Raw genomic sequence first — 25,838 nt, 5'->3', positions numbered from 1 at the left:
GACAACAAGTCGTATAGCCAATGACCCCGTAATCTTTACTCCGTCAAATATTCCGCAATCTCATCTAAAAAGTCATGTCCAAATCGTTCAAGCTTACGTTCTCCGACGCCATTAACAGCCAACAGTTCGGCGGCGGTAGTGGGGACCATTGCAGCCATTTCAGTTAAAGACGCATCATTGAATACCAAGTAAGGAGGGACATCGATATCTTCTGCAATACTTCTGCGAAGCACTTTGAGACGAGCTAAAAGCTTACGGTCAAAGTTTAATGGTGCGCGAGGGCTAGTTCGGCGCTGAATGGCATTCATCACAATACGCGGCTCCGCCAGCATTAAAGCAACTTCTCCTTTGAGCACAGGTCTTGCCGTTGGGTTCAACTGTATTGAAGAGCCCCTTCTCACATCCTGACTTGCTAAGCCTAAATGGATCAGTTGTCGAATAATGCTGAGCCAAAACTCGTGACTTTTACTTTGACCAATTCCCCAAGTCGAAAGCTTGTCATGGCCTCGATCCGTAACAGTAGCTGACTTAGAGCCACGCAAAACATCTATGACATGGTTTATCCCGAATTTTTGCCCCAGTCGATAAATGCACGAGAGCACCTTCTGTGCATCCTGTGTTCCGTCGTAACGTTTAGGTGGGTCAAGGCAAATATCACAGTTACCACAAGGCTTAGATGCGCTTTCATCGAAGTAATGCAGCAATACCTGTCTGCGACAAGTTTGCGCCTCAGCAAACGCCGCGACGGTGTTAAGCTTATGGAACTCAACTTGCTGCTGTGGCCCAGGCTCTGATTGTTCAATAAGGTGCTTTACTCGCCCAATATCTGCAGGATCAAATAACAAAAGCGCTTCTGCATCCAAACCATCACGGCCTGCGCGACCTGTTTCTTGATAGTATGCTTCTATGCTTTTTGGAATATCGTAGTGCACCACAAATCGCACATTGGACTTATTAATCCCCATACCAAAAGCAACCGTTGCCACCACAATATCGACCTTATCTTTAAGGAAGCTATCTTGGGTCTGGATCCGCTCTTCTTGTGGTAACCCCGCATGATACGGCGCAGCCTTGATTCCTTGTTGTTGCAGCCGCAATGCCACTTCATCAACTCGCCGTCGACTCGCACAATAGACAATGCCACTGGCACCTTTTTGCGCCACAATGAATTGTCTCAATTGATTCGCAGGACTGAGTTTTTCCGCAACCGTGTAGCGGATATTGGGGCGATCAAAACTCGATAAATGCACCTGTGGAGCAATCTGTAATCGCTCACAAATACTTTGCCGCGTCGCACTATCTGCAGTTGCAGTTAATGCCATCATGGGGATATGTGGAAAATACTGCTTAAGTTGTCCTAATGCTGCATATTCTGGGCGGAAATCATGCCCCCACTGACTAATACAGTGGGCCTCATCAATGGCAAACATTGAAACTTGAATTTCATGTAACCGCTGAATGAAATCTGGGCGCAACAAACGCTCTGGAGAGATATATAACAACTTCAATTCATTAAAGCGAAACTGTTTTAGAACATCTAAATGCTGCTCTCTAGCCATAGACGAGTTGAGACACGCTGCGGCGACACCGCTTTGAATCAAACTGTCTACCTGATCTTTCATTAAGGAAATCAAGGGCGATACGACAATTGTGACCCCCGGCATCATCAAAGCGGGGAGTTGATAACATAAACTCTTGCCACCACCTGTCGGCATAATGACAAGACCATCTTCTGCTGCCATCGCGCGCTCAATAACTTCTCGCTGACCATCGCGAAAGCTGCGATAACCAAAGACTTGCTGTAATTTTAAAGCGAGCGGATCAGATTGGTGACTTTCAGCGGGATGTTCCATGCAAACTCATAGATAAAAAGCGTGACGCTATTCTAATCTACCATTGCGGTATTGTCTTGCTCTCGTTGGCAATTGCAGCTAGTTTAAAAAAGAGGCAGTTATCGAAGGAGATGATCATGACAACACCAGTTCAAGAAGAAACACTGCGAAGAGTAGCCAAAATTTTTGACAAGAAAATGCCCTTTCATAACCTTCTCGGCTTAAGCATTCGGCGCTACGATCTTGATGCAGTTGAAGTCAGTATAGAAATGAAACCTGAACTCATTGGTAATGTTCACCAGCAAATCCTTCATGGTGGCGTAACGGCAACCATGCTCGATGTTGTCGGTGGATTGACTGCTTTTTCAGGGCTTATCGCGAGTAAACCGGATTGGGCCATCGAAGAGCTCCAAGAGAGGCTGCAAAGTTTAGGCACCATCGATCTGCGTGTAGATTATCTTCGACCCGGCCGTGGCATGCATTTTAGCGCCACTGGCAAGGTCATTCGCGCCGGCAATCGCGTGAGTGTCTGCCGCATGGAGCTTCATAACGAACTCGGCACTCACATCGCATTTGGCACCGGAACTTATATGGTCGGTTAATTGCGATGTCAATCACCAAATTCAGGGGCTACAGCTTGGCCCCTTGAATAATGGTATGAGGTCTATACGCCCCGAAAATAATTCACAGATTTGATGCAAACTTTTGGTGACAATTTTGCTGCTTTTCCGACAGCACAATCAGCATACTTTGCTTGAGTAATTATTCATTGCCCCCTACAATCCGCTCTTCCATTCCTACTCGTCAGAATTCATGCCAGCAGCCGAACATAAAAAAGGGGTTATTCTCGCCCTCTGCGCCTACTTTTTTTGGGGATTTGCCCCCTTATATTTCAAGCTTCTTGGCGACACTTCGGCGACTGAAATTTTAATCCATCGCGTGATTTGGTCTTTCATCTTCATGGTCATTTTGATGAGTGGCTTTGGTGGGTTTGGTCGCCTACGTTTGCTCTTTAAAGAACCGAAAAGGCTTGGGGTTTTGGCCATTACGTCCATGCTCATTGCTGGTAATTGGCTGCTTTTTATTTGGGCAGTAAACAATGACCACATGCTCGATGCATCATTAGGCTACTTTATTAATCCGCTATTCAATGTCCTCCTTGGAATGTTATTTCTTGGTGAAAGACTAAGGAAGCTGCAATGGTTTGCAGTGGCTCTTGCTGCTGGAGGCGTACTCATTCAGCTTATATCGTTTGGCTCTATTCCTGTTTTGTCATTAGCACTTGCCAGTTCATTTGGGGTGTATGGCCTTTTGCGCAAAAAAGCCAATGTCGATGCTAAAACTGGATTGCTTGTCGAAACCGCCATCTTATTTCCAGTGGCTATTCTCTATCTTGTCTTCGCACAAGACAGCCAAACAGCAAACATGCTTACCAATGATCTCAACACAAATTTACTGCTGATGGCTGCGGGTATCGTAACCACAGTCCCCTTGCTGTGTTTTGCTGGCGCGGCTGTGCGGATTCCACTGTCTATGCTTGGTTTTTTCCAATACATTGGCCCCAGCATCATGTTTATTTTGGCGGTCTCTTTATTTGGTGAACCCTTTGATGGCGAGAAAGGCGTGACATTTGGGTTCATTTGGTGCGCACTCTTCGTCTTTACTTTTGACATGCTGCACCGACGTCGCAAAAACAAACCACAAAAATTAACCTAAATCAGCATTACAATTTGTCTTTGCATCAATAACAAAAATGCGACCCTTCTGGGGTCGCATATTCTTTACTAGCAAGCGCGACTTACTTCAGATCTAACGCCAGCACTTTCGAACGACGATGATAGTTATACAACTGCTGCTTCATCTGCGGCAACTGATCAACGTCTACGATATTGAAGCCATGCTCCAAGAACCAGTGAATACTGCGAGTGGTCAGCGCAAATAGGCGTTGATAACCCCTCACCCTTGCTTGGCCAATAATATTATTGAGTAATAAACTTCCCCTATCTGCGTCACGGTAATCCGGATGCACAACTAAACAGGCAAATTCACCAGCATTGGCCTCCTCAAACGGATACAAAGCAGCACAACCAATCACTAAGTTATCGCGCTCAATAAGCATAAACTGCTCTATTTCCATCTCTAGCTGCTCGCGAGAACGCCTAACCAGAATTCCCTTCTCTTCGAGCGGGCGGATGAGATCAAGTACACCTGCGATATCAGCAATGGTTGCACGACGCAGCCGCTCAGCACTCTCCGTAACCACCTGGGTACCAATACCTTCACGCGAGAACAACTCTTGCAGTAGTGCACCGTCGTCCATATAGCTCACCAAGTGACAACGGGGCACGCCGTTGCGGCAAGCATCAATACTGGCCTGCATAAAGGCTCTGATCCCCATAGAAGCATTGTCACTCGGATCAAATTCATGAAGAATTTTCTGTGCTTCCATTGGCATCAATTCAGCAATGACATCGCCCTCATCATTGACAATTCCTTTGTTGGCGCAAAAACCAATGATCTTATCAGCCTTGAGCTTAATCGCGACTTGGGTAGCAACTTCTTCCGCCGTTAGGTTAAAGCTCTCCCCCGTGACCGACACAGCAATAGGTCCCATCAAAACGATATCATTGTTATCAAGCTGTCTTTGCAAACCTTGTGTGTCAATGCGGCGAACTTTTCCTGTATGCAAAAAATCTACGCCATTATCGATTCCCAATGGTTGTGCCGTAATGAAGTTACCACTGACCACGTTAATTTGCGCCCCCTGCATCGGGGTGTTTCCTAAGCTCATGGATAATCGAGCCGTGATATCAAACAATAACGCACCAGCAACTTGTTTAATCACCTTTAAAGAAGGTTCATGAGTCACGCGGATACTTTTGTGGAACTCCGTTTCAATGTTCTGCCCTAAAAGCGCTTCATCAATTTGCGGACGCGCACCATATACCAAGACAATTTTAATGCCTAAGCTATGAAGCAATGCGATGTCATTAATAATGGCTCTGAATTGCTGCTGTGCAATAGCCTCCCCACTCAGCATGACAACAAATGTCTTGCCACGGTGAGCATTTACATAGGGGGCTGAATGGCGAAACCCATCAACTAATTCAGTTGTACGCACGATTAACTTCCTCGCTCTTGAGCCGACAGAAGTGCCGTCTCATGGAAAATGGATCTATATTCAAGAGATAGTATTGAATTTTTATTCAAAAATAAAGAATTTTATCGCACAGAAACGGTTAAATGAAAATAATGAAGGAATCATTTGCAGGCAAAAAAAAGACCCCAATAAGGGGCCTTTGTTCAGAAGTGAAATCAGAATTACTTGATTTTAGCTTCTTTGTACATAACGTGCTGACGGATAACAGGATCAAACTTCTTGATTTCCATCTTTTCAGGCATGTTACGCTTGTTCTTTTCAGTCGTGTAGAAATGACCAGTTTTAGCGCTAGATACTAGCTTGATCTTCTCACGGTTACCTTTAGATTTAGCCATGACTTATTATACCTTCTCACCACGGGCACGAAGTTCAGCAACGACGACTTCAATACCTTTTTTATCGATGATGCGCATACCTTTTGTAGATACACGTAGCTGTACGAAACGCTTTTCTTCTTCTAACCAAAAACGGTGGTTTTGTAGGTTAGGTAAAAAACGACGACGAGTCGCGTTTTTTGCGTGCGAACGGTTGTTACCAACCATTGGTCGCTTGCCAGTAACTTGGCATACTCTTGACATGTCAATCTTCTCCAAAAACAATTTTTAACGCTCGAGCATTAATGTGCCTCGTATGGCCGTCGCCCGAGGCACAAAGAGGGCGCATTTTATACAGGATAAAAGAGTAAAGATCAAGTGATTGATCAAATTATCCATCCGCGTTCTGCGAATGAAATAACCTCTTTATCCCCTACAACCATATGATCCAGCAGGGATACGTCTATGGTTGCCAGTGCATGTTTTAATCGCTCAGTTATTCGCCTATCCGACTGGCTTGGCTCTGCAACACCAGACGGATGATTATGGCATACGATGACCGCGGCAGCATTTTTCTCAAGAACAAGGCTCACCACTTCACGTGGATAAACCGACGCTGAATCGATAGTGCCGCGAAACATTTCTACAAATTGAATTACTCGATGTTGACTGTCCAACAACAGTATCGCAAACACTTCATAGGAACGATCCCGCAATTGTCGCATTAAATAGTCTCGAGTTAAATCAGGATTTGTCAAAATATGCCCTCGACGCATATTTTCTGCCGCAATTCGTCGAGAAATCTCTGCCGCAGCCTGTAATTGTGCAAACTTAACAGGCCCAACACCGGGTAGCTGACATACTTGTCCCTCAGACGCACTAAACAACCCTCTAAGGCCACCAAACTGTCGAATCATCGTCATCGCCAACTCTACGGCGCTTTGTCCTGCAAGACCGCTTCGTAGCAGCACTGCTAACAATTCTGAATCCGATAACGCTGACGCCCCTTTCTCCAATAACTTTTCTCTCGGCCCCTCACCCATAGGCCAATCATTTATAGGCATTTGACACTCCTTGTCATTTCTCAGTATCGCCGTTTTAACAAAAATAAAGTATGGTCCAGATTTTTAGAAATGCTATATCCCCCAAAACGCCAGCTTTATGATATCTTTAGCGCCATTCAAGCAAAGAGCGGACAAATTGGAGCAACACCTGTCTCATGGGCTTATCAAACAAAAAAATTCTACTGGGCATCAGTGGTGGTATCGCGGCTTATAAAAGCGCTGATATTGTACGCCGCTTAAAAGAGCGCGGTGCAGATGTGCGCGTAGTGATGAGCCAGAGCGCGATGGAGTTTATTACGCCACTCACCTTACAAGCATTATCTGGTCACCCGGTAGCGTCAGATTTGTTAGACCCAAGCGCGGAGGCCTCCATGGGTCACATTGAACTCGCTCGCTGGGCTGACCTCGTGATTGTTGCGCCCGCAACGGCCAACCTGATCGCTCGCGTGAACGCAGGCATGGCAGATGAGTTGATTACCACCACTTGTTTGGCAACCGATGCCCCACTTGTACTTTGCCCTGCGATGAATCAAGTGATGTACCTAAATGAGGCCACTCAAGACAACTTAGCCAACCTTGCACGACGCGGCATTAGCCTTTGGGGCCCCGCTAGTGGCAGTCAAGCCTGTGGCGAAGTTGGGCCCGGGCGAATGCTAGAAGCATTAGAGATCGCTGAACGCGCCGAAAGTTTTTTTGGTGAAAAGCTACTTGATGGCACGTCGTTGTTACTCACAGCAGGTCCCACACAAGAAGCAATCGATCCGGTGCGTTATATCTCCAATCACAGCTCAGGAAAAATGGGCTTTGCACTCGCGGCGGCAGCAGTAGAGCTTGGCGCGACGGTTACGCTTGTTAGTGGACCTGTTCACCTGAAAACCCCTCAAGGGGTCACTCGCATAAACGTTGAGTCAGCAGAACAAATGCAGCAGGCCGTGATGGCCGAGGTGGAAACTCATCAAATCTTTATTGGTTGCGCAGCAGTAGCTGATTACCGGTTGGCAAAAATCGCAGATAGCAAAATCAAAAAGTCACAAGAGCAGATGACCATCGAACTTGTCCGCAACCCAGATATCCTCGCCGGGGTGGCAAGCCATTCTGCACGACCGTTCACAGTCGGTTTTGCTGCAGAAACAAATAATGTGGCGCAATACGCCATGGATAAGCTTCAACGCAAAAATTTAGATATGATTGCAGCCAATGATGTATCGGTTGCATCCCAAGGTTTTAACGCTGATCACAATGCGCTGAGCGTATTTTGGCAGGGTGGGCACCAAGAACTGGCCACGGCTCCAAAAACTGAAATCGCCAAACAACTCCTTACTTTGATTGCAGAAAAATATAACCAACAATGAAAACACCAATTGAACTGAAAATACTCGACTCTCGAATCGGCACAGAATTCCCCCTACCTGCATATGCTACTCCAGGTAGCGCGGGCATGGACTTACGCGCCATGATTGATACCACGATGACGATTGCGCCCGGCGAAACCAAGCTGATCCCAACCGGTATTTCCATCCATGTGGCCGACCCTGGTCTTGCTGCGGTGATCTTGCCTCGTTCAGGCATGGGCCATAAACATGGAATCGTACTGGGTAACCTCGTCGGTTTAATTGACTCCGATTACCAAGGACCGCTCATGGTCTCTTGCTGGAACCGAGGCAGCGAGCCGTTTAGCCTAGAGATTGGTGACCGTCTAGCCCAGCTCGTATTTGTTCCGGTAGTCCAAGCACAGTTCAAATTAGTGGACGAGTTTGAAACCAGTGACCGTGGTGAAGGCGGTTTTGGTCACTCTGGCACCAAATAAGCGGCGAACAAAAACAAGGTCATTGACACGATTGTGGCTAAATCGTTGAACCGCAATCGTGCCAACGACTTAACGCACCTCTAACACGAATACTGATCCAAATCAGCGCAGGAAACACTTCATGGCTGCTAGCCCTAAAATTAATCGTCGTGAACACATACTTCAATCTCTCGCACAAATGCTCGAAACCAGTCCAGGTCAACGCATTACTACAGCCAAACTTGCAGCTGAGGTCGGCGTCTCGGAAGCGGCACTATATCGCCACTTCCCGAGCAAAGCGCGTATGTTCGAAGGCTTAATTGAATTTATTGAAGAATCACTACTCTCTCGCATCAATATGATTCAAGAAGATGAAAAAGACACCATGCGACGTTGCCAGCTCGTCCTACATTTGCTGCTAGTCTTTGCAGAGCGAAACCCTGGGATATCTCGCGTATTGAATGGCGATGCTCTGCTCGGTGAAAATGAGCGCTTGCGTAGCCGAATTCATTCGTTATTTTCAAAGATTGAAACTCACCTCAAACAAATTCTACGAGAGAAGAGTCTACGCGATGGGCAAGGGTTTAATCTTGATGAAGCCATGCTGGCCAACCTGCTTTTGGCCTTTGCCGAAGGCCGTATCGCTCAGTTCGTACGCAGTGAATTCAAGCAAAAGCCAACCCAACATTTTGAGCAGCAGTGGGGCTTTATTCAGCAGCAACTTCTACAAAGCTAAAACGCTTAAAACAACTCTCAAGATTAGGGCAGCTTTTTAAGTCGCCCTTTTTTATTTCACATTAAAAATGTGAACCCCAAAAAATATACCCATCATCTATTAAAACAGTCGCTTATACGGCGTGCGCTAGATTCTATTTTTGCGATTATCAAATTGCATTTGTTTAAGTGGTCGGATAACCTGCCAACAAAGCTGTAACAACATCAAAACAGCACACACAAACAGCTCACAAACCATTTAACAATTTAAAAAGTCTGCTACCCAAAAAATCTAGGAGTTAACCTATGCTTCTGGGAGCTTTTGACAAGGAAAACCCATGAATCAACTAGCCAAAATTATCCTCATTCTGTTCGCGCTCTGCAGCTCTTGGTCGACATTTGCCGGCAAACAAGACCTCATCCAAGCTTTTAGTAAAAGCTCTGAGTTTCAGAATGTCCAGATTTCCCCAAATGGAGATTATCTGAGCGTCATCATGGAAGAAAATAATGACGCCAAACTGCTCATTCTCGACATGAAAACACTGAAGCCGACATACATTGTCGACTTTCAGGGCAAAGGCGAAGTGGGTGACTATTACTGGGTAAATAGTGAGCGAGTTGTGATGGAAAAAGTTTACCGTAGAAAATGGGAGGAAATCCCCCATTATTATGGAGAACTATTTGCGGTCGATGCCGATGGCCGTAAAGCTAAATATTTATTTGGCTATAAAGGTGGTGGAGGTACTGGAACCAATGTCAATAAAACCAAGGCCATACGAGCAAGTGCATTTGTTTTAGATAGCATGCCAGAAAACAAAAAATATATACTTGTGCATTCTCGGCCTTGGAATAACCTTAACTACGCGGTAAGCGATGTATATAAAGTTAATGTTTATAATGGCAAACGTAAGAAACTAACCTCATCACCGACTGTAAATGCAGATTTTTTAGTCGATCACGATGGGAAAGTACGGTTTAGTTTCGCTCAAAATGATAAAAATGATGACCTAAATTATTACTTCGATGAGCAGGAAGATAAATGGTTGACAGCAGAACGCTACCAAGGCGACTTAAAAGAGTTTTGGCCAATCTCATTTACCGAAGATAATAATGCTATTTATGCATATGGTCGTGAACAGGAAAATACACGAGCGCTGTATAAAATAAACTTAACGACCAATCAGCGAGAAAAAATCATTCAACATGATGTTGTTGACCCCGATGATTACTATATTGACTACCAATCAAAGCTTCTTTATGCCGTTCAATTCCATGATGGTTACCCTGAATACCGCTTTCTCGATAGCAAAAGTGAAAAAGCAAAAACGGTAAAACAACTACAAGCTACGTTTCCAGACCACTACGTTTCAATCGTCAGCCAAACACAAGATGGTGAGCGCTTAATCATCAGAATATCCAATGATAAAAATCCAGGCGATTACTATCTATATGATCATAAAAACGTCAAATTAAATTATCTATTTTCTTCAAGAAGCTGGCTAGAGCCAGAAGATATGTCAGAGGTAAAACCTTACTCTTTTAAAAATCGTGACGGATTAACGATTCATGGGTATATCACCATCCCTAAAGGTAAGGCGTTGAAAAACCTTCCGCTTGTCGTCAACCCTCATGGTGGTCCCCATGGCCCTCGAGATTATTGGAGTTTTAATTCTGAGAATCAACTATTGGCACAACGTGGCATTGCGGTATTGCAGGTTAACTTCCGTGGCTCTGGTGGATATGGATTAGCGTTCGAGGAAGCAGGCTATAATGCATGGGGCTCGAAGATCCAATACGATATTATAGATGCGACAAAGTACGCCATAGAACAAGGTTGGGCGAATCAAGATAAAATTTGTATCTCTGGCGGTAGTTTTGGTGGATATTCTGCATTAATGGCCCCAACACTGGCACCCGATTTATATCAATGTGCAGTGGGCACGGCCGGTGTTTATGATTTGCAGGAAATGTTTGACTCTGGCGATATCCCAGACTACTACGGCGGCGAAGCCTACCTCACTGAAGTGCTAGGAAATGACCCTGAAGTTTTGAAAGAAATGTCACCGACAAACCACGTCGACAAATTAAAAGCTAAAGTGCTGCTACTTCACGGTGAAGAGGATGAAAGAGCACCAATGGAGCAATTTGAGGCCATGGAAAAAGCACTACAAAAAGCAAATTACCCGTACGAGAAAAAAATATGGACTAAAGCCGGTCACGGTTTTTACACCCCCGAGAGCCGGGCTGAATATTACGATGCCCTACTTAGCTTTATTGAGACCAATCTAGCATTGTAATCTGCTTATGCAGAGGTAAAGCCACCTTCCCGGTGGCTTTTTTATCCTCTCCAACTAAAACACTTTGTTCCCACAACAATTCAAACTGTTGCTTCAATTCAAACTTAATATTGGCACCGCTTGATTAACGTCCTGCACTCAGATAGCCTCGCTTGTTTCATTTAGAATAATTAGTAAATAGTCGTTTCATACATGGAGGTTTAATTAATGGCTTACCCTCGTATTATTTTCGCAATTTTAGCGATGTTTTTTAGTGCCTTTGCTTTTGCAAAAATGCCCAAAGATATTCAAAAACAAGTTGAATTGTTTACCAAGCCTTATGAGTTTTCTGAAGTCAAGATATCTAGCAAAGGCAGCTACATCAGTTTAATCAAGAACACCAATAATATACGGAGTTTAGTTATTCTTGATGCAAAAACATTTCAACCTACCTATGTGGCAAAGTTTAGTGGCGACGAAGAAGTCGGTGATTACGTTTGGGTGAACGACGAACGAGTCGTACTCTCAAAAGTCTATAACCGCGGCTGGAAAGAGGAGCCCGAGTATTATGGTGAGCTCTTTGCAGTGAATGCCGATGGTTCTAAACCAAAGTACATATTTGGTCAGCTTGCTGGCGGATTGCAAACCGGAACAAACATCAAAAAGAATACATCAATTCGCGCAATAGGCTATATTCGAAGCCCTTTGGCCCATGATGCCAAATCAATGCTTATTAAAGCATACCCGATCGGCAATGGAAGCAAGGGGTTTATGACTCGTACACACCCGCAACTATATAAAGTCAATGTTTACTCTGGAAAGCGTCGAAAAGTGACTACGGCACCGGTCACGAATGCAAACTTTCTTTTAGATCAAGATCATCAACCGATTTTTGCCACAGGCACCGATAAAAATAACGACATAAAGACCTATCGAAAAGTGGATGGTCAATGGCAACCTGAAAATACGATTCAAGGTAATCTGACCGACTTTAGCCTGCTGAGCATTGCCGATGACAATCAGCATGTCTACGCTAAAGGCGCACTCCCGAATGAAACGCAAGCCGTCTACCGCATTAATATTGCAACTGGGTCACAAGAGAAAATCGTTCACAACAAAAATGTCGATCCGCTCAAGTATTGGAAAAACGACCAAACCGATGAGCTGTACGCTGTAGAATATGTCGATGGTTATCCGTCTTATGATTTTGTACGCAAAGATAGTCGCGAAGCATTACGTTTGAAGTCTTTACTCAAATCAATCCCTGGACATCAACTCCATTTGGTGAGTGACACCCTTGATGGCGAGACTTCAATTCTTTTTGCGACCAATGATCGAACCCCTGGTGACTATTACCTCTATAAAGCGAAAGAAAACAAGATTCAAAAAATTGTGTCCATTGCGTCTTGGATTAACCCTGATGATCTTGCCGACGTTAAACCTATATCTTTCCAAAGCAGAGACGGAAAAACCATCCATGGTTATATCACCATGCCCTATGGCATTGACCATAAGAACTTACCATTAGTCGTCGAACCCCACGGCGGCCCCGCTGCTCGTGACTACTGGTTCTACAACGCCAACTCCCAACTACTTGCACAGCAAGGCATTGCGACGTTGCAAGTTAACTTTAGGGGCTCTATTGGCTATGGTGAGGCCTTTGAGAAATCCGGCAACCTGAAATGGGGGACAGCAGTCCAGCACGATATCATTGATGGCGTAAAGTATGTGATTGAACAAGGCTGGATTGACCGTAACCGAATTTGTATAGCTGGCGGCAGTTTTGGCGCTTATAGTGCATTGCAAAGCTCAATTCTCGAACCAGACCTATTTAAGTGTGCTATTGGAATGGCTGGTGTTTATGATCTGCCGCTCATGAAAAATGAAGGAGATATTCCATCATTTAGCTTTGGTGGAAGCTTCTTATCCGAAGTGATTGGCAATGATCCGCAAACGCTAAAAGCAATGTCGCCAAGTCACAACGTGAACAAGCTCAAAGCGAAATTACTATTGGTTCACGGTGAGAAAGATAAGCGAACCCCAATCGAGCAATATGAAGCACTCGCCGATGCGCTAGATAAGGCCAACTATCCTTACGAAAAAATGATATTTGATAAAGAAGGGCACGGCCTTTATAACCCGGAAAACCAAGCGAAATACTACAATAGGATGCTAGGATTCATAAAAGAAAACTTGGCGCTGTAGCTGCTCTCCATCATAAAAAGCCACCTTCCCGGTGGCTTTTTCAATGGATATCTGAAAAAGCTCAAAAAACTTAGGGTTTATATTTAAGCCAATTAACGCTATTCTCGCAGCCCACGAAGCCGTCGCTATCTAGCTCTCTCTTTTCAATCGACGCTAGAACGCTCGTGATATTATTTTCGGAGGCCCCATGGCATTATCAGATGCTGCAAAACTTGTGCAAAACGCATTGCTTGACCGCGGTTTAGAAACGCCAATGAAGCCTTGTGGACTTTCAGCAGCAGAGCGCAAAGATCAAATAGAACAGCACATGAAGGCGATTCTCACCTTAATGTCACTTGATTTAACTGACGACAGTCTAGAAGAAACCCCGCGCCGTATTGCCAAAATGTACGTTGACGAAATATTCTCAGGCCTTAATTACGAGAACTTTCCAAAGATCACCGTAATTGATAACAAGATGGGCTTCGACGAAATGGTACGCGTGCAAGATATCAGCCTCACCAGCACTTGCGAACATCATTTAGTCACCATTGATGGGTTGGCAACTGTCGCCTATTTACCGCGAAAGAAAATTATTGGCTTGTCGAAAATTAATCGCATTGTCCGCTTTTTTGCCCAGCGACCGCAAGTACAAGAGCGCTTAACGCAACAGGTGCTCGTCGCGCTTCAAACGCTCTTAGAAACCAAGGATGTTGCCGTTAAAATGGACGCGGTTCATTACTGCGTAAAATCACGTGGAGTCATGGACTCAACCAGCTCAACGACCACCACAGCGCTTGGCGGCATCTTCAAGTCAAATCCCGCGACAAGAGCAGAGTTCTTGCATCAGTCGAAGTAAAAACAGTCCACATATATTTACTGACAATTATCCAAATTTCATATACAAAAAAGCCGCTGTAAATCTGATTTACAGCGGCTTTTTTAGATCTACACAATCAAATCTTTCTCATCTCCTGCAATACAGACAGGCGAGATAACGCGTGTAGTTTACTCAATACCATATTGATCGCGGTAAGCACTTACTGCGGCTAACTGTGCTTCCATGCCTGGCTTCTCTGCCAAATAAGCAATTAAATCACCAAGCTTCACAATCGAAACAATCTGACAACCAAAGTCACGCTCTACCTCTTGAATTGCCGATAGCTCACCCTTACCTTTCTCTTGGCGGTCAAGTGCAATCAACACGCCTGCGAGCTGGGCTTGATGTGCTTCAATAATTTCCATGGACTCACGAATAGCTGTACCCGCAGTGATCACATCATCCACCAACATGACTCGCCCGGTAAGCTCACTGCCCACTAAACTTCCACCTTCGCCGTGATCTTTCTTCTCTTTACGATTAAAGCAATATGGCATATCAATATCGTGATGCTCGGCTAAGGCAACTGCCGTCGTGGTTGCAATAGGGATCCCTTTATAAGCAGGGCCAAAGAGTAAATCGTGGTCAATTGCTGCGTCCACCAACGCTGAAGCGTAAAAGCGTCCTAGGCGAGCTAAGTCACGACCGGTATTAAATAAACCCGCATTAAAAAAGTAAGGGCTTACTCGCCCTGACTTGAGGGTAAACTCACCAAATCTTAGTACCTGACGCTCTAGGGCAAATTCAATAAACTCACGCTGATAGGCTTTCACGGGCTTTCCTCTTTCGAATCTTTAATTTTTATTTATACAGTAGGGTTTTATTCATAAAAAAGGACCCTCTGGGCCCTTTCCTGATTAGCTTAAAGAAGCTTTTTGTACGTCAACGATTTCTCGTATACCGTGCTTGGCTAACTCTAAAAGCTCTTGCAATTCTTCGTGGCTGAATGGTTCACCTTCTGCAGTCCCTTGAATTTCAATCAATTTTCCTGTTTCAGTCATGACCACATTCATATCAGTTTCTGCTGCGCTATCTTCAACATATTCAAGGTCGCAAATCGGCTCCCCTTTATAAATGCCAACGCTGACCGCCGCAATTAAGAACTTCAAAGGGTTGGTCTTCAAAATGCCTTTACCACGAGCCCAATTCAAAGCATCAACTAAGGCAACACATGCGCCTGTAATCGCCGCCGTTCGAGTACCGCCATCAGCTTGAATTACATCACAATCAATCACAATGGTATTTTCGCCGAGCGATTTCATATCAACCGCGGCACGCAGTGAACGACCGATTAAACGCTGGATCTCTTGTGTACGACCAGACTGCTTACCTCGGGCTGCTTCACGATCCATACGGCTATGGGTCGAACGCGGCAACATGCCATATTCAGCAGTCACCCAACCTTGGCCCTGCCCTTTCAAAAAACGTGGAACGCCTTCAGTAAAACTAGCCGTACACAATACTTTGGTATCGCCAAATTCGACAAGCACTGAGCCTTCTGCATGGGCAGTAAACTGGCGTGTAATGGTAACTGGGCGAGCTTGTGCTGGCGTTCTATCGCTTGGACGCATGATGAGTTCCCGTTTTATAGCCGTGCTTTCACAGCTTGAGTAAATTGTTTGGATGCACATTATAAAGACTCACCGCAACCGGCGCCACACAAGAGGCAACAAATATCCTCAACGCACCAAGAAGCATTAGGTGATAAAAAGCGCTTCAGTATATAATCTCTGCCTATTCTACTCGCACTCGGAAGCACGCATGATCCAAAGCATGACCGCCTACGCTCGTATTGAGCACAAAGCAGATTGGGGCACCGCCTCATGGGAAATTCGTTCAGTTAACCAACGATACCTTGAAACCTACCTTCGTCTGCCTGAGCACTTCCGAAGCCTTGAACCGGCACTTCGAGATCGCCTACGCAAGCGACTGAATCGCGGCAAAGTAGAAGTAAACTTACGTTACGATCTTCGTGAAGATAACAGCAACGAAATGCAGCTGAACCAAGATCTAGCGAGACAACTACTCAACGCAGCCAACTGGTTAAAACAAGAGGCCGGACAGGGCGAGTTGAACCTCGTTGAAGTCCTCCGCTGGCCTGGCGTTATGAATAGTTCAGAGCAAGATATGGATGCACTTGGCAAAGAATTACTGACAGCATTCGATAGTGCCATCGATCAATTTATCGAAGCCCGAGGCCGTGAAGGTGAAGCGATCAATACCATGCTACAAACGCGCCTTGATGCCATTGTTGCACAAGTTGAAATCGTACGTCATCGCATGCCAGAAGTGATGCAATGGCAACGAGAAAAACTGGCAAATCGTCTAGCTGAAATCAAAGAAGATCTTGATCCAGCACGCCTAGAACAAGAAATGGTCATCCTCGCACAAAAGATGGACGTAGCAGAAGAGATGGACCGATTAGATGCGCACGTCGCTGAAACTCGCCGAATCCTCAAAAAAGGAGGCGCGCAGGGCCGACGTCTCGACTTTATGATGCAAGAGTTTAACCGCGAGTCCAACACCTTAGCGTCGAAATCAATCAGCGCCGATGTCACTGCCGCCGCTGTAGAACTCAAAGTCTTGATTGAGCAAATGCGCGAGCAGATCCAGAACGTTGAGTAATTGATATGCGGCAATGCTAGAACACTAAAAGCCATATAACGCCATCTAAAGCCTCAACTTTGAGGCTTTTAATCCCCGTCACTTTGAATTGCCCTATTTCACTAGACGGCTTTTCGCCTCATTAAAATACTGACGTTCATACTCTAACGGTGATAGTCCATGAATGGAGCTAAGTTGCCGCTTGGGTCAGCTATAAAACTTCTCAATATAATTAAACACACCGATATGGGCAGCTTCTCTTGCCTTATCTATTTTCCGATTCATTCGTTCTCGATTCTGGTACTGGAAAAAATCCAGAACGTAAAAACTCTGCAAACACTCACAATCCTTACCACACACCAAGATTCAAATTTATTGAAGCGCTCACCTATGGAGGTGATCTGCCACCCTGCTAGAATTGCGCTTTTTTTAGCCAAATCACTTTGTTACCTGCATCACAATAAGCACTAAGCGGCAGAAGATCCTCTCTATTTTTTTAACAATTTGCCAAACAGATCACAGCCCGACGTAAGTCACATAAAATGAACAAAAGCGAACCTTTTTAGCAATGACTAATTCAGTGTTTAGCCTATGCATTATTCGCAAATTATTTTCTCAATTTAATCATCAAAAACCCCAAACCCCAGCCGCTATGCACCCCGCAAAAAACTAAGTAAATACTAATCAAGCAATATCGATGACTCTAAAATTAAATTTACCCATGCAAAATCGCATAACCCAGATCCGATCTATATCACATTTAGGGAAAACTTAACCGCGACAAGCTGAAGAAATCTAATGCAATTATGACCGAGATCCATTTGACCAATGTCTAATACCTCCCTATATTCGAAGGGGTAACTAACATAAAAATTAGCCAACATTACAGTTACATTTACTTGAAATCCTTGTAAGCCGGTTACTAAAAAAGCAATTACAGGAACAGGAGTTTTAAGAATGACCAACCACAAGTTTAGTTGCCAGCTTATCAAGCCGGTAAGCGCAATGCTGCTGCTCTCACTTTCGTCAATCGCAAGTGCGGGTCAGTTTACCGAAGGTAGCAGTCCCTATTGCAAAGCAAGCTACAGCCCCAATGCTGAATGTACTGAATATGTTCGGGGTTACTTAGATGCATTACTTCAACTTAGCCCGAATGCTTATGGCGGTGAATTTTCTTCATTTGAAAAACGCGCCCTAAGAACCAGGGCGGGTACCAACATCATGAGCAATTCGATTCGACGCTCCTACAACCTCTGCTTGCCAGATGAGGTAGATGTCGATGACGTGCTATCCAGCCGCGACGAAAATCTTCCGTTACAACGAGGATTACTTCAGGCGCTGAAAACGATGTACCCGTGCAAGACTTAAACGTCTAAGTAAACTTTATATTCAATAGATTTAAAAATCAGGGCTTCTTTACATGCGTATTAGTAAATGGGCGATTCTTCTCATTGTGTATTGGTTGCTGCTTTCGGGCTTCATTCAACCACTACTTTTGAGTTTCGGCGCCTTATCTGTCGCAATTGTACTCATCGTCATTAAACGAATGGATGCAGTCGACACTCAACAAAATCTCGTCAGAAAAGATCATCAGCTGATGCATTATTGCATCTGGCTGGTTGGTGAAATATTCAAATCGAGCATGCAAGTCACCAAGCTTATCTGGACCTCTCCAGAAAAAGTCTCACCCACTGTGGCAAAAATTGACGTTAAGGATATGCCAGAGTCAGCGCGAGTGCTGTATGCCAACTCCATCACGCTGACCCCCGGTACCATTAGTGTCGATCTAGAAGATGACCAAATTACCGTCCACGCCTTGCAACACCCTTCAATTGAAGAGCTGGAGCAGGAAGATATGAAAAACCGGGTTGCACAAATATGGGAGAAAAGCACATGACGACCATTTTTGCTGCTGCCGCCATCGCCATTTTAGTTGTCATGGCAATGGCACTGACTCGAGCGTTTACCGCCCCCACGGTTTATGACCGTATTTTAGGCGTCAATATGTTTGGTACCAAAACCGTGCTATTTATTGCCGTGATTGGCTACCTCATGGGCAGACCTGACTTTCTCGATATCGCGATTGTCTATGCCTTGATTAACTTTGTCGGCATGGTCGCTGTACTTCGATACTTTGAGTACACAGCCCCGATTGAATAACGCCAACGGATAAACGGATATACCATGAATTTTTTAGATATTATCAGTAGCCTGTTGCTGTTTGCCGGAACCTTTTTTGCGTTTTCCGGCGCCGTGGGTCTATTCAGGTTTCCTGACTTTTTTACCCGCGTTCACGCTGCCAGTTTAACTGACTCCATCGCTGCAATATTGATGATCGCTGGATTGCTACTGCAAACTTCATTTGATTTAAATACAGCTAAGCTAATATTTATCTTAGTGTTTTTGTTAATCACCAGCCCAACTGCATCCCATGCACTGGCAAAATCAGCCCGACACGGTGGCCTGCTTTTGTTCACCGAAAAGCCAACCAAGCAAGGGGGTACCAACCAAGATGATTGAATGGATTGATTTAATATTACTCGGGATGTTAGCCCTCACCGCGCTGCGAGTGATATTCCTGAAGGATTTGTTTGCTGTGGTGATGCTGTTTGGTATCTATAGTTTCTTATCAGCCCTCGTATTTATTGTTCTTGATGCCGTCGACGTTGCCTTTACCGAGGCTGCTGTTGGCGCCGGTATTTCTACGGTATTAATGCTTGGCACATTGGCACTGACAGGGCGTACCGAGAAAGAAAATACCCACTCTAAGCTTTTGCCTATTTTGGTCGTTAGCGTGACAGGTGCAGCGCTGATATACGGCACGTTAGATATGCCGCCATTTGGCAACCCAGACAACCCAATCCACCAGCATGTTGCACCAAGATATATTGAGGACTCCCCAAAAGAAGTGGGCTTACCCAATATGGTGACTTCTGTGCTTGCGAGTTATCGGGGCTTCGATACCTTAGGTGAGACAGTCGTAGTATTTTCTGCTGCCATTGGGGTATTAGCACTGCTTGGTATTCGACGCGAAGAAGACAACAACACACCAGAGTCGGGCTTTAAAGAGCACCGCGTGTTGCAAATTGTCGCCAAAATCACCATTCCACTGGTGATTCTGTTTGCCCTGTATGTGCAATTCCATGGTGACTTTGGCCCCGGAGGTGGCTTTCAGGCCGGGGTAATTGCAGCAGCAGCGTTCATTTTGTACGGGCTTGTATTTGGCCTGGCCAAATCCATGGCTGTGATCAGCCCAATGTTCCTGCGCTATATGGCCGCAAGCGGCGTCTTGCTGTACGCAGGTGTTGGCCTGTTTAGCATGATGCAAGGGGGCAACTTCCTAGATTACAACCTGCTCGCATCAGATCCAGTCGCTGGCCAACATTACGGCATTCTCATCATTGAGCTCGGCGTTGGCATTACGGTTTTTGCTGTGATGCTTACCATTTTTTACGCCTTTGCCAGCCAAACGGAGAGGTCAAATATCCAATGAATTTAATTCTCGATTATTACAACTATTGGATCGTTGTCTTCCTTATGATGACAGGATTCTACATCGTCATTTCCGCGAACAACTTGGTCAAAAAAGTTGTTGGACTTAATATTTTTCAAACCTCAGTTTTTATGATGTACATCTCTATGGGTAAGGTCGCCGGCGGCACCGCCCCTATTGTAGTCGATGACAACACGCTCTATTCGAATCCGCTCCCCCACGTGTTGATCCTCACCGCGATTGTTGTTGGTGTTGCCACAACTGCGGTTGGACTCTCACTAATTATTCGAATTAAGCGTGCTTACGGAACCGTCGAAGAAAATGAATTTGAACATGAGGATGATGCAATCTAATGCTTGAGCAAAACTTAGCGGCACTCCCTATTATTCTGCCATTAATTGCAGCGCCCTTAGCCATAATATTGGGCCGAACTATGCCAATCTGGATACTGGCAACCCTTGTCAGTGGTTGTGCCAGTATTATTTCCCTGCAGTTGCTAGACACAGTATTAACCACTGGTGTCATTAGCTACGCAGTCGGAGGATGGCAAGCGCCCTGGGGAATCGAATTACGTATCGACACCGCCAACGCTTTTGTGTTGGTTGCTGTGACAGCCATTTCAACCTTAGTGCTGCTCTTTTCTAAAGACAGCATTGTCAAGGAGATAGACTGCTCTAAACATGCGTTGTTTTACACAGCGCATTTACTCTGTTTGGCTGGCTTATCCGGGATTTTAATTACCGGCGATGCCTTTAACCTGTTCGTATTTTTAGAAATTTCATCTCTAGCCACTTATACCTTGGTGAGTTTAGCCAGGGATAAACGCTGCTTAACTGCGGCATTTCGCTACCTAGTGATGGGGACAATTGGTGCCACCTTTATCTTGATTGGTGTGGGTTTGCTGTATATGAAAACCGGCACCCTCAATATGCTGGATTTGGCAACACGTATTGACCTGTACGATAGCAGCCGCACCATTAATACTGGCCTTGCCTTTATTATTGTTGGTGTGAGCATCAAGCTGGCACTGTTCCCGCTCCATATGTGGCTCCCTCCAGCATATACCCATGCACCTTCTGCGGTCACAGCATTCTTAGCCAGTACCGCTACAAAGGTTGCGGTTTATGTCATGGTGCGCTTTATCTTCACCATCTTCGGTGCCAGTTATGTGTTCCACAGTATGGGGATGGAAACCATTCTGATGCTGTTTGCCATCATTGCTATTTTCAAATGTTCATATACTGCTGCAATGCAGAAAAATGTGAAGTCAACATTGGCTTATAGTAGCGTGGCGCAAATCGGTTATATGGTACTGGGGATCAGCCTAGTTAATGTCACCGGCCTAATGTCTGGCTTATTGCATATCTTTAACCATGCATTGATGAAAGGCGCCCTGTTTATGGCGGTTGGCGCAGTATTCTATCGCCTCGGCTCTGCAGATATCAGCGCATTTAAGGGCCTAGGTAAACGGATGCCACTGACAATGGCGGCATTTACCCTTGCCGGATTAAGCATCATCGGTGTACCACTTACGGTTGGTTTTATCAGCAAGTGGTATCTGGTCACGGCTGCACTTGAGCAAAGCCATTGGTTTATTGCAGCCGCGGTATTAGGGGGATCATTGCTTGCGGTGGTTTATATCGGCCGAATTCTCGAGGCCGCCTACTTCCAAGAGCCCGATGAAGCCAATGTTGCCAAAATCAGTGAAGCACCTCTGTCCATGCTAATCCCCATGTGGATATTGGTCATTGCCAATATCTATTTTGGCATTGATACCAGCTTTACCACTGAAGCCGCACAACATGCTGCCGAGCTCCTGTTTCAAAATGGTCAAGTCATGGAGGTGAAGCCATGAATATTTGGCAAGGTTTTGAACCAGCAACTTTAATTGCACTATCTATTTGTATTCCGTTTATCGGTGCGATATTGGTCATTGCGACAGGCAAATCACCCAATTTGCGTGAAGCCAGCACTTTAGCAATCGCAGCGTTGCTGTTTACTATTGTGTTAGCAATTACCGACCTCACCTTTAGTGGCGTAGGGCAGCGTCTTGATCTGATTGAAGTCTTCCCACAGCTCACCATTAGCTTTTCGGTCGAACCTTTGGGCGTGTTATTTGCCTTAGTGGCGAGTTTCTTGTGGATTATCACCACCATATATGCCATCGGCTATATGCGAGGCCACAATGAAAAGAATCAAACCCGCTTCTTCTGCTGCTTTGCTTTAGCAATCAGCTCGGTGATGGCGATTTGTTTCTCAGACAACTTACTCACCCTCTTTATCTTCTACGAAGTGCTGACATTGTCGACCTATCCTTTGGTCACGCATGCTGGCAACGATGCGGCCAAAAAAGGTGGGCGCATCTACCTTGGTATCTTGTTGGGCACCTCTGTCGCTTTCTTACTCTTTGCCATTTTAGGAACATACAGCCTGACGGGTACTTTGGACTTCAAAGCGGGCGGCATCTTTGATGCGAGCCATAGCAAGTTGGTATTGAGCTGTCTATTAGTGCTGTTTTGTTATGGTATTGGTAAAGCGGCAATCATGCCATTCCACCGCTGGCTACCTGCAGCGATGGTCGCACCCACCCCCGTGAGTGCATTGCTGCACGCCGTTGCCGTCGTAAAAGCTGGCGTATTTAGTATTTTGAAGGTCATGATTTACATCTTTGGCCTCGATATGCTGAAAGAGCTCAGTACCACGGATGTCATGCTCTATATCGGCGCCACGACAGTGCTTCTCTCTTCGTGTATCGCCATGACAAAAGACAATTTAAAAGCAAGGCTGGCTTATTCCACGGTCAGTCAGCTTAGCTATATTGTCGTCGGAGCCCTATTAGCCACGTCAATTGCAAGTGCAGGGGCGGCCATGCATATCGCAACCCATGCTGTTGGCAAAATCACCCTGTTCTTTTGTGCTGGCGCCATTATGGTTGCTAGCCACAAAAAGAACATCAGCGACATGGTCGGGCTCGGTCGACAAATGCCGATTACTATGACGGCGTTCGCCATTGGTGCTATTAGCATCATTGGCTTACCGCCAATGGCGGGCACTTGGAGCAAATGGTATCTCGTATTAGGTGCGTTAGAAGCAGATAAACTCTTTATCGTAGCCGTACTAATGATTAGTTCGCTTCTGAATATCGCCTATCTCTTACCAATACCAGTTAAAGCCTTCTTCTACCCACAGGAAGGACAAAACACACCTTGGGACAAGCATGATATTAAGGAAGCCCCTCTGCCGATGCTGCTTGCCTTAACCATCACATCAATGGGCTGTTTAGCGTTATTTTTCTATCCGCAGCCCTTGTTAGATCTCATCAATTTAATCCCAGGTATTTCAACCCAATTAGATGGAGGAAGATAATGGCCGAACAAGAGAATTCATCAGCCTTCTTCGATAAGCCTGAGAATATTCAAAAACTATTGCGTGTCTTTTATGTCATTTGCGCGCTATTAGTTATCGTTGACTTTGTCGTACATCGACACATCTACCATGACTGGGAGAATATCCCTGCTTTTTACGCCATATATGGTTTTATTGGCTGCGTCGTATTAGTACTCATAGCTAAAGAGATGCGTAAATTCCTAATGCGAGGGGAAGACTATTACGATGAATAGCCTGCTCATGCTACCACCATTTCTGCCATTATTAATTGGCGCAATATTCGCGCTGTTATTACGCGGGCAACTTCGAAATACCATCATGGTACTCACACCATTAGTGGGCGCTCTGAATCTTTACGGATTAGATTCCGGCATATTCTGGTCGCTTGAATTTATGGGATACGAGTTGCAACCGGTACGTATAGACAAACTCAGTTTAATGTTTGGCTATCTGTTCCACATCGCCTCATTTATCGCCATCATTTATGCACTTCATGTCAAAGATAGCGTACAACACGTCGCAAGCTTAGCCTATGCCGCCAGTGCGGTCGGTGCTGTGTTTGCCGGTGATCTACTGACACTATTTATATTTTGGGAGCTATTGGCGCTCACTTCAGTCTTCCTAATTTGGGCGCGAAGAACGAAGAAGGCATACTCCTCCGGCATTCGCTATTTGATTATTCAAGTCCTCTCGGGAGTTATATTACTCGCCGGATTATTAATTTATGCCAAGCTCAATAATAGCTTGCTTTTTAATGAGATCGGTCTAGAAAACCAAGGACTCGCTCAACTCAGCGCTTGGTTAATTTTCATCGCATTCGGGATCAAATGTGCTTTCCCCTTTGCCCACAACTGGCTCACAGACTCCTATCCTGAAGCCACCCCAACCGGTACAATTTTTCTTGCCTCCTTTACCACTAAAGTGGCTGTTTATGCACTGGCTCGTGGCTTTCCGGGGACTGAATTATTGGTTTGGATTGGTGTCACCATGGCCTGCTTCCCGATCTTCTTCGCGGTTATCGAGAACGATCTTAGGCGAGTACTGGCTTACAGTATGATTAACCAGATTGGCTTTATGGTCGTCGGCATCGGCATCGGCACATCGGTCGCGCTCAATGGTGCTGTGGCTCACGCCTTTAATGACGTCATCTTTAAAGGCTTGTTAATGATGACCATGGGTGCCGTGCTGCATATGACTGGCAAGATCAATGGTTCTGAACTTGGCGGGCTATATAAGAGCATGCCCAAAACCACAATTTTGTGTATCGTCGGCGCAGCATCCATTTCCGCGTTCCCACTATTTAGTGGCTTTGTATCCAAGTCCATGATTATGAGTGCAGCGGTTGCGGAAGGTTACGACATTGTCTGGCTACTCTTATTATTTGCAGCGGCGGGTGTTTTCCACCATGCGGGGATTAAGATTCCATACTTTGCCTTTTTCGCCCATGACTCTGGGATACGCACCACTGAACCGCCAAAGAATATGCTCATCGCCATGACTTTAGCGGCCTTAGCCTGTGTCACCATCGGGACCTTCCCCCAATACACGGTATATGCCTTACTACCTTGGGATGCAAGTTATCAACCCTATGATCTCACTCATGTGCTCACGCAGCTACAGCTACTATTTTTCTCGGCACTTGCTTTTGTTTGGCTCAATTTACGACATATGTATCCGCCGGAGCTTCCGTCTACAAACCTCGATGCGGATTGGATTTATCGTCGATTTATGCCAAACATCATCAAAAGGGTTGCGGCAACAATGTTCAACGCGTACAGCACAGTTGAGCAATCTGCCATTGCCTCAATCAAGCTGATGATCAATCAATCGTACGATAGTGAGGAAGCACGTCCCAAAGGCAATTCGGCTAGACTTTGGCCAACAGAAACCATGGTTATCTGGGTCGCAGTCTTATTGGCAACTTACCTCGTGCTTTATTATGTACTCTGATCCCACGATGGGAACGTGGCGGCTAGGCTTACGCTTGAGCTAGTCGCCATCTATTCAGTATGAAGAGCTTGGCAGAAACCGCCGCTTAGTGCAGCTCGCCACCGTGAGCTGCAAAGCGAGGCCTTGCATCGTAAGGTAAAAGCCTGCCCTAGAATTTGTAAATCCTTTCACACACGAAGGTATTGTGTATGCAA

Annotated in this window: 26 protein-coding genes and 1 pseudogene; 19 read left to right on the top strand and 8 right to left on the bottom strand. The window is 45.4% G+C overall.

Annotation, left to right across the window (positions count from 1 at the left end; translation table 11 throughout):
- Positions 1–35 precede the first annotated feature (35 nt).
- The gene (gene recQ, locus IEY18_RS10410; RefSeq protein WP_188920499.1) at positions 36–1,853 is read right to left on the bottom strand and encodes a DNA helicase RecQ; all 1,818 of its coding nucleotides are present in this window, start codon (positions 1,851–1,853) and stop codon (positions 36–38) included.
- Positions 1,854–1,969: 116 nt separating this feature from the next.
- Between recQ and IEY18_RS10405 the strand changes: the two genes are divergently transcribed.
- Both IEY18_RS10405 and rarD read left to right on the top strand, forming a co-directional pair.
- Positions 1,970–2,434: a thioesterase family protein gene (locus IEY18_RS10405; RefSeq protein WP_188920497.1), complete on the top strand. Its 465-nt coding sequence runs from the start codon at positions 1,970–1,972 to the stop codon at positions 2,432–2,434.
- Positions 2,435–2,645: 211 nt separating this feature from the next.
- Positions 2,646–3,548, top strand: coding sequence for an EamA family transporter RarD (rarD, locus tag IEY18_RS10400; RefSeq protein WP_188920495.1), 903 nt, complete (start codon positions 2,646–2,648; stop codon positions 3,546–3,548).
- Positions 3,549–3,630: 82 nt separating this feature from the next.
- Here the strand turns inward: rarD and argA are convergent, their stop codons facing one another.
- The 4 genes from argA to radC form a co-directional block, all read right to left on the bottom strand.
- Complete coding sequence (argA, locus tag IEY18_RS10395; protein WP_188920493.1) at positions 3,631–4,953, bottom strand: amino-acid N-acetyltransferase; 1,323 nt, start codon at positions 4,951–4,953, stop codon at positions 3,631–3,633.
- A gap of 200 nt (positions 4,954–5,153) precedes the next feature.
- A complete protein-coding gene (gene rpmG, locus IEY18_RS10390; protein ID WP_011494790.1) occupies positions 5,154–5,327 on the bottom strand; it encodes a 50S ribosomal protein L33 in 174 nt (57 codons plus the stop codon).
- Between the two features lie 6 nt (positions 5,328–5,333).
- Positions 5,334–5,570 carry a 50S ribosomal protein L28 gene (gene rpmB / locus IEY18_RS10385; protein ID WP_188920491.1) on the bottom strand — a complete coding sequence of 79 codons (237 nt, stop codon included), beginning with the start codon at positions 5,568–5,570 and terminating at the stop codon, positions 5,334–5,336.
- 122 nt (positions 5,571–5,692) lie between these two features.
- Complete coding sequence (radC, locus tag IEY18_RS10380; RefSeq protein ID WP_188920490.1) at positions 5,693–6,370, bottom strand: RadC family protein; 678 nt, start codon at positions 6,368–6,370, stop codon at positions 5,693–5,695.
- A gap of 155 nt (positions 6,371–6,525) precedes the next feature.
- Here radC and coaBC point away from each other — a divergent pair, with 155 nt between their 5' ends.
- The 6 genes from coaBC (at position 6,526) to folE (ending at position 14,189) form a co-directional block, all read left to right on the top strand.
- On the top strand, positions 6,526–7,722 hold the full coding sequence (gene coaBC, locus IEY18_RS10375) for a bifunctional phosphopantothenoylcysteine decarboxylase/phosphopantothenate--cysteine ligase CoaBC (protein WP_188920488.1): 1,197 nt from the start codon (positions 6,526–6,528) through the stop codon (positions 7,720–7,722).
- Positions 7,719–8,177, top strand: a complete 459-nt coding sequence (gene dut, locus IEY18_RS10370; RefSeq protein ID WP_188920486.1) for a dUTP diphosphatase — start codon at positions 7,719–7,721, stop codon at positions 8,175–8,177. The genes coaBC and dut overlap by 4 nt, the downstream gene beginning before the upstream one ends.
- 121 nt (positions 8,178–8,298) lie before the next feature.
- A complete protein-coding gene (slmA, locus tag IEY18_RS10365) occupies positions 8,299–8,892 on the top strand; it encodes a nucleoid occlusion factor SlmA (protein WP_188920484.1) in 594 nt (197 codons plus the stop codon).
- A gap of 316 nt (positions 8,893–9,208) precedes the next feature.
- Positions 9,209–11,167: an alpha/beta hydrolase family protein gene (locus IEY18_RS10360; protein WP_188920482.1), complete on the top strand. Its 1,959-nt coding sequence runs from the start codon at positions 9,209–9,211 to the stop codon at positions 11,165–11,167.
- Positions 11,168–11,374: 207 nt separating this feature from the next.
- Positions 11,375–13,351: an alpha/beta hydrolase family protein gene (locus IEY18_RS10355; RefSeq protein ID WP_188920480.1), complete on the top strand. Its 1,977-nt coding sequence runs from the start codon at positions 11,375–11,377 to the stop codon at positions 13,349–13,351.
- Between the two features lie 187 nt (positions 13,352–13,538).
- Positions 13,539–14,189, top strand: a complete 651-nt coding sequence (folE, locus tag IEY18_RS10350; protein WP_188920478.1) for a GTP cyclohydrolase I FolE — start codon at positions 13,539–13,541, stop codon at positions 14,187–14,189.
- Positions 14,190–14,338: 149 nt separating this feature from the next.
- Here folE and pyrE read toward each other — a convergent pair whose 3' ends face one another.
- Together pyrE and rph are read right to left on the bottom strand one after the other, a co-directional pair.
- Complete coding sequence (pyrE, locus tag IEY18_RS10345; protein WP_188920476.1) at positions 14,339–14,983, bottom strand: orotate phosphoribosyltransferase; 645 nt, start codon at positions 14,981–14,983, stop codon at positions 14,339–14,341.
- 84 nt (positions 14,984–15,067) lie between these two features.
- A complete protein-coding gene (gene rph / locus IEY18_RS10340) occupies positions 15,068–15,781 on the bottom strand; it encodes a ribonuclease PH (RefSeq protein ID WP_188920474.1) in 714 nt (237 codons plus the stop codon).
- A 190-nt stretch (positions 15,782–15,971) separates the two neighbouring features.
- Here rph and IEY18_RS10335 point away from each other — a divergent pair, with 190 nt between their 5' ends.
- Entirely contained in the window at positions 15,972–16,835 is an 864-nt protein-coding gene (locus tag IEY18_RS10335) for a YicC/YloC family endoribonuclease (RefSeq protein ID WP_188920472.1), read from the top strand.
- Positions 16,836–16,928: 93 nt separating this feature from the next.
- On the opposite strand, the pseudogene IEY18_RS17425 reads toward IEY18_RS10335, so the two are convergent.
- Positions 16,929–17,129 (bottom strand): annotated as a pseudogene (locus IEY18_RS17425) (IS3 family transposase); the annotation flags it as partial.
- 642 nt (positions 17,130–17,771) lie between these two features.
- On the opposite strand from IEY18_RS17425, the gene IEY18_RS10330 reads away from it, so the two are divergent.
- The 10 genes from IEY18_RS10330 to IEY18_RS10285 are packed head-to-tail and all read left to right on the top strand — an operon-like array spanning position 17,772 to position 25,644.
- A complete protein-coding gene (locus IEY18_RS10330) occupies positions 17,772–18,182 on the top strand; it encodes a hypothetical protein (RefSeq protein WP_188920470.1) in 411 nt (136 codons plus the stop codon).
- Positions 18,183–18,234: 52 nt separating this feature from the next.
- Positions 18,235–18,711 (top strand): Na+/H+ antiporter subunit E, encoded by a 477-nt coding sequence (locus IEY18_RS10325; RefSeq protein WP_188920468.1) that lies wholly within the window; start codon positions 18,235–18,237, stop codon positions 18,709–18,711.
- Entirely contained in the window at positions 18,708–18,974 is a 267-nt protein-coding gene (locus tag IEY18_RS10320; RefSeq protein ID WP_229779817.1) for an MrpF/PhaF family protein, read from the top strand. Before IEY18_RS10325 ends, IEY18_RS10320 begins: the two co-directional genes overlap by 4 nt.
- Positions 18,975–18,998: 24 nt before the next feature.
- Entirely contained in the window at positions 18,999–19,334 is a 336-nt protein-coding gene (gene mnhG / locus IEY18_RS10315) for a monovalent cation/H(+) antiporter subunit G (RefSeq protein WP_188920466.1), read from the top strand.
- Positions 19,327–20,307: a DUF4040 domain-containing protein gene (locus IEY18_RS10310; protein ID WP_188920465.1), complete on the top strand. Its 981-nt coding sequence runs from the start codon at positions 19,327–19,329 to the stop codon at positions 20,305–20,307. Before mnhG ends, IEY18_RS10310 begins: the two co-directional genes overlap by 8 nt.
- Positions 20,304–20,660, top strand: a complete 357-nt coding sequence (locus IEY18_RS10305; protein WP_188920462.1) for a cation:proton antiporter subunit C — start codon at positions 20,304–20,306, stop codon at positions 20,658–20,660. The genes IEY18_RS10310 and IEY18_RS10305 overlap by 4 nt, the downstream gene beginning before the upstream one ends.
- Complete coding sequence (locus IEY18_RS10300; RefSeq protein ID WP_188920460.1) at positions 20,660–22,162, top strand: monovalent cation/H+ antiporter subunit D family protein; 1,503 nt, start codon at positions 20,660–20,662, stop codon at positions 22,160–22,162. The genes IEY18_RS10305 and IEY18_RS10300 overlap by 1 nt, the downstream gene beginning before the upstream one ends.
- Positions 22,159–23,673 carry a monovalent cation/H+ antiporter subunit D family protein gene (locus IEY18_RS10295; RefSeq protein ID WP_188920458.1) on the top strand — a complete coding sequence of 505 codons (1,515 nt, stop codon included), beginning with the start codon at positions 22,159–22,161 and terminating at the stop codon, positions 23,671–23,673. Before IEY18_RS10300 ends, IEY18_RS10295 begins: the two co-directional genes overlap by 4 nt.
- Positions 23,673–23,927, top strand: coding sequence for a hypothetical protein (locus IEY18_RS10290; RefSeq protein ID WP_188920455.1), 255 nt, complete (start codon positions 23,673–23,675; stop codon positions 23,925–23,927). Before IEY18_RS10295 ends, IEY18_RS10290 begins: the two co-directional genes overlap by 1 nt.
- Entirely contained in the window at positions 23,920–25,644 is a 1,725-nt protein-coding gene (locus IEY18_RS10285) for a Na(+)/H(+) antiporter subunit D (RefSeq protein ID WP_188920453.1), read from the top strand. Before IEY18_RS10290 ends, IEY18_RS10285 begins: the two co-directional genes overlap by 8 nt.
- Positions 25,645–25,838: the final 194 nt, after the last annotated feature.

Origin of the sequence: Shewanella gelidii (assembly GCF_014647855.1) — a bacterium.
Taxonomy (GTDB): domain Bacteria; phylum Pseudomonadota; class Gammaproteobacteria; order Enterobacterales; family Shewanellaceae; genus Shewanella; species Shewanella gelidii.
This window is presented reverse-complemented; position numbering and strand designations above follow the sequence as displayed.

Bases quoted from the DNA above. Each gene is read 5' to 3' on its own strand.
- IEY18_RS10330 (WP_188920470.1), top strand. From the start codon at position 17,772: ATGACCAACCACAAGTTTAGTTGCCAGCTTATCAAGCCGGTAAGCGCA.
- rarD (WP_188920495.1), top strand. From the start codon at position 2,646: ATGCCAGCAGCCGAACATAAAAAAGGGGTTATTCTCGCCCTCTGCGCC.
- IEY18_RS10295 (WP_188920458.1), top strand. From the start codon at position 22,159: ATGAATATTTGGCAAGGTTTTGAACCAGCAACTTTAATTGCACTATCT.
- coaBC (WP_188920488.1), top strand. From the start codon at position 6,526: ATGGGCTTATCAAACAAAAAAATTCTACTGGGCATCAGTGGTGGTATC.
- rph (WP_188920474.1), bottom strand. From the start codon at position 15,781: ATGCGTCCAAGCGATAGAACGCCAGCACAAGCTCGCCCAGTTACCATT.
- IEY18_RS10405 (WP_188920497.1), top strand. From the start codon at position 1,970: ATGACAACACCAGTTCAAGAAGAAACACTGCGAAGAGTAGCCAAAATT.
- IEY18_RS10285 (WP_188920453.1), top strand. From the start codon at position 23,920: ATGAATAGCCTGCTCATGCTACCACCATTTCTGCCATTATTAATTGGC.
- IEY18_RS10335 (WP_188920472.1), top strand. From the start codon at position 15,972: ATGATCCAAAGCATGACCGCCTACGCTCGTATTGAGCACAAAGCAGAT.
- IEY18_RS10325 (WP_188920468.1), top strand. From the start codon at position 18,235: ATGCGTATTAGTAAATGGGCGATTCTTCTCATTGTGTATTGGTTGCTG.
- IEY18_RS10360 (WP_188920482.1), top strand. From the start codon at position 9,209: ATGAATCAACTAGCCAAAATTATCCTCATTCTGTTCGCGCTCTGCAGC.
- IEY18_RS10355 (WP_188920480.1), top strand. From the start codon at position 11,375: ATGGCTTACCCTCGTATTATTTTCGCAATTTTAGCGATGTTTTTTAGT.
- IEY18_RS10290 (WP_188920455.1), top strand. From the start codon at position 23,673: ATGGCCGAACAAGAGAATTCATCAGCCTTCTTCGATAAGCCTGAGAAT.
- rpmG (WP_011494790.1), bottom strand. From the start codon at position 5,327: ATGGCTAAATCTAAAGGTAACCGTGAGAAGATCAAGCTAGTATCTAGC.
- folE (WP_188920478.1), top strand. From the start codon at position 13,539: ATGGCATTATCAGATGCTGCAAAACTTGTGCAAAACGCATTGCTTGAC.
- IEY18_RS10310 (WP_188920465.1), top strand. From the start codon at position 19,327: ATGATTGAATGGATTGATTTAATATTACTCGGGATGTTAGCCCTCACC.
- radC (WP_188920490.1), bottom strand. From the start codon at position 6,370: ATGCCTATAAATGATTGGCCTATGGGTGAGGGGCCGAGAGAAAAGTTA.
- recQ (WP_188920499.1), bottom strand. From the start codon at position 1,853: ATGGAACATCCCGCTGAAAGTCACCAATCTGATCCGCTCGCTTTAAAA.
- mnhG (WP_188920466.1), top strand. From the start codon at position 18,999: ATGAATTTTTTAGATATTATCAGTAGCCTGTTGCTGTTTGCCGGAACC.
- IEY18_RS10320 (WP_229779817.1), top strand. From the start codon at position 18,708: ATGACGACCATTTTTGCTGCTGCCGCCATCGCCATTTTAGTTGTCATG.
- dut (WP_188920486.1), top strand. From the start codon at position 7,719: ATGAAAACACCAATTGAACTGAAAATACTCGACTCTCGAATCGGCACA.
- IEY18_RS10300 (WP_188920460.1), top strand. From the start codon at position 20,660: ATGCTTGAGCAAAACTTAGCGGCACTCCCTATTATTCTGCCATTAATT.
- rpmB (WP_188920491.1), bottom strand. From the start codon at position 5,570: ATGTCAAGAGTATGCCAAGTTACTGGCAAGCGACCAATGGTTGGTAAC.
- slmA (WP_188920484.1), top strand. From the start codon at position 8,299: ATGGCTGCTAGCCCTAAAATTAATCGTCGTGAACACATACTTCAATCT.
- IEY18_RS10305 (WP_188920462.1), top strand. From the start codon at position 20,304: ATGAATTTAATTCTCGATTATTACAACTATTGGATCGTTGTCTTCCTT.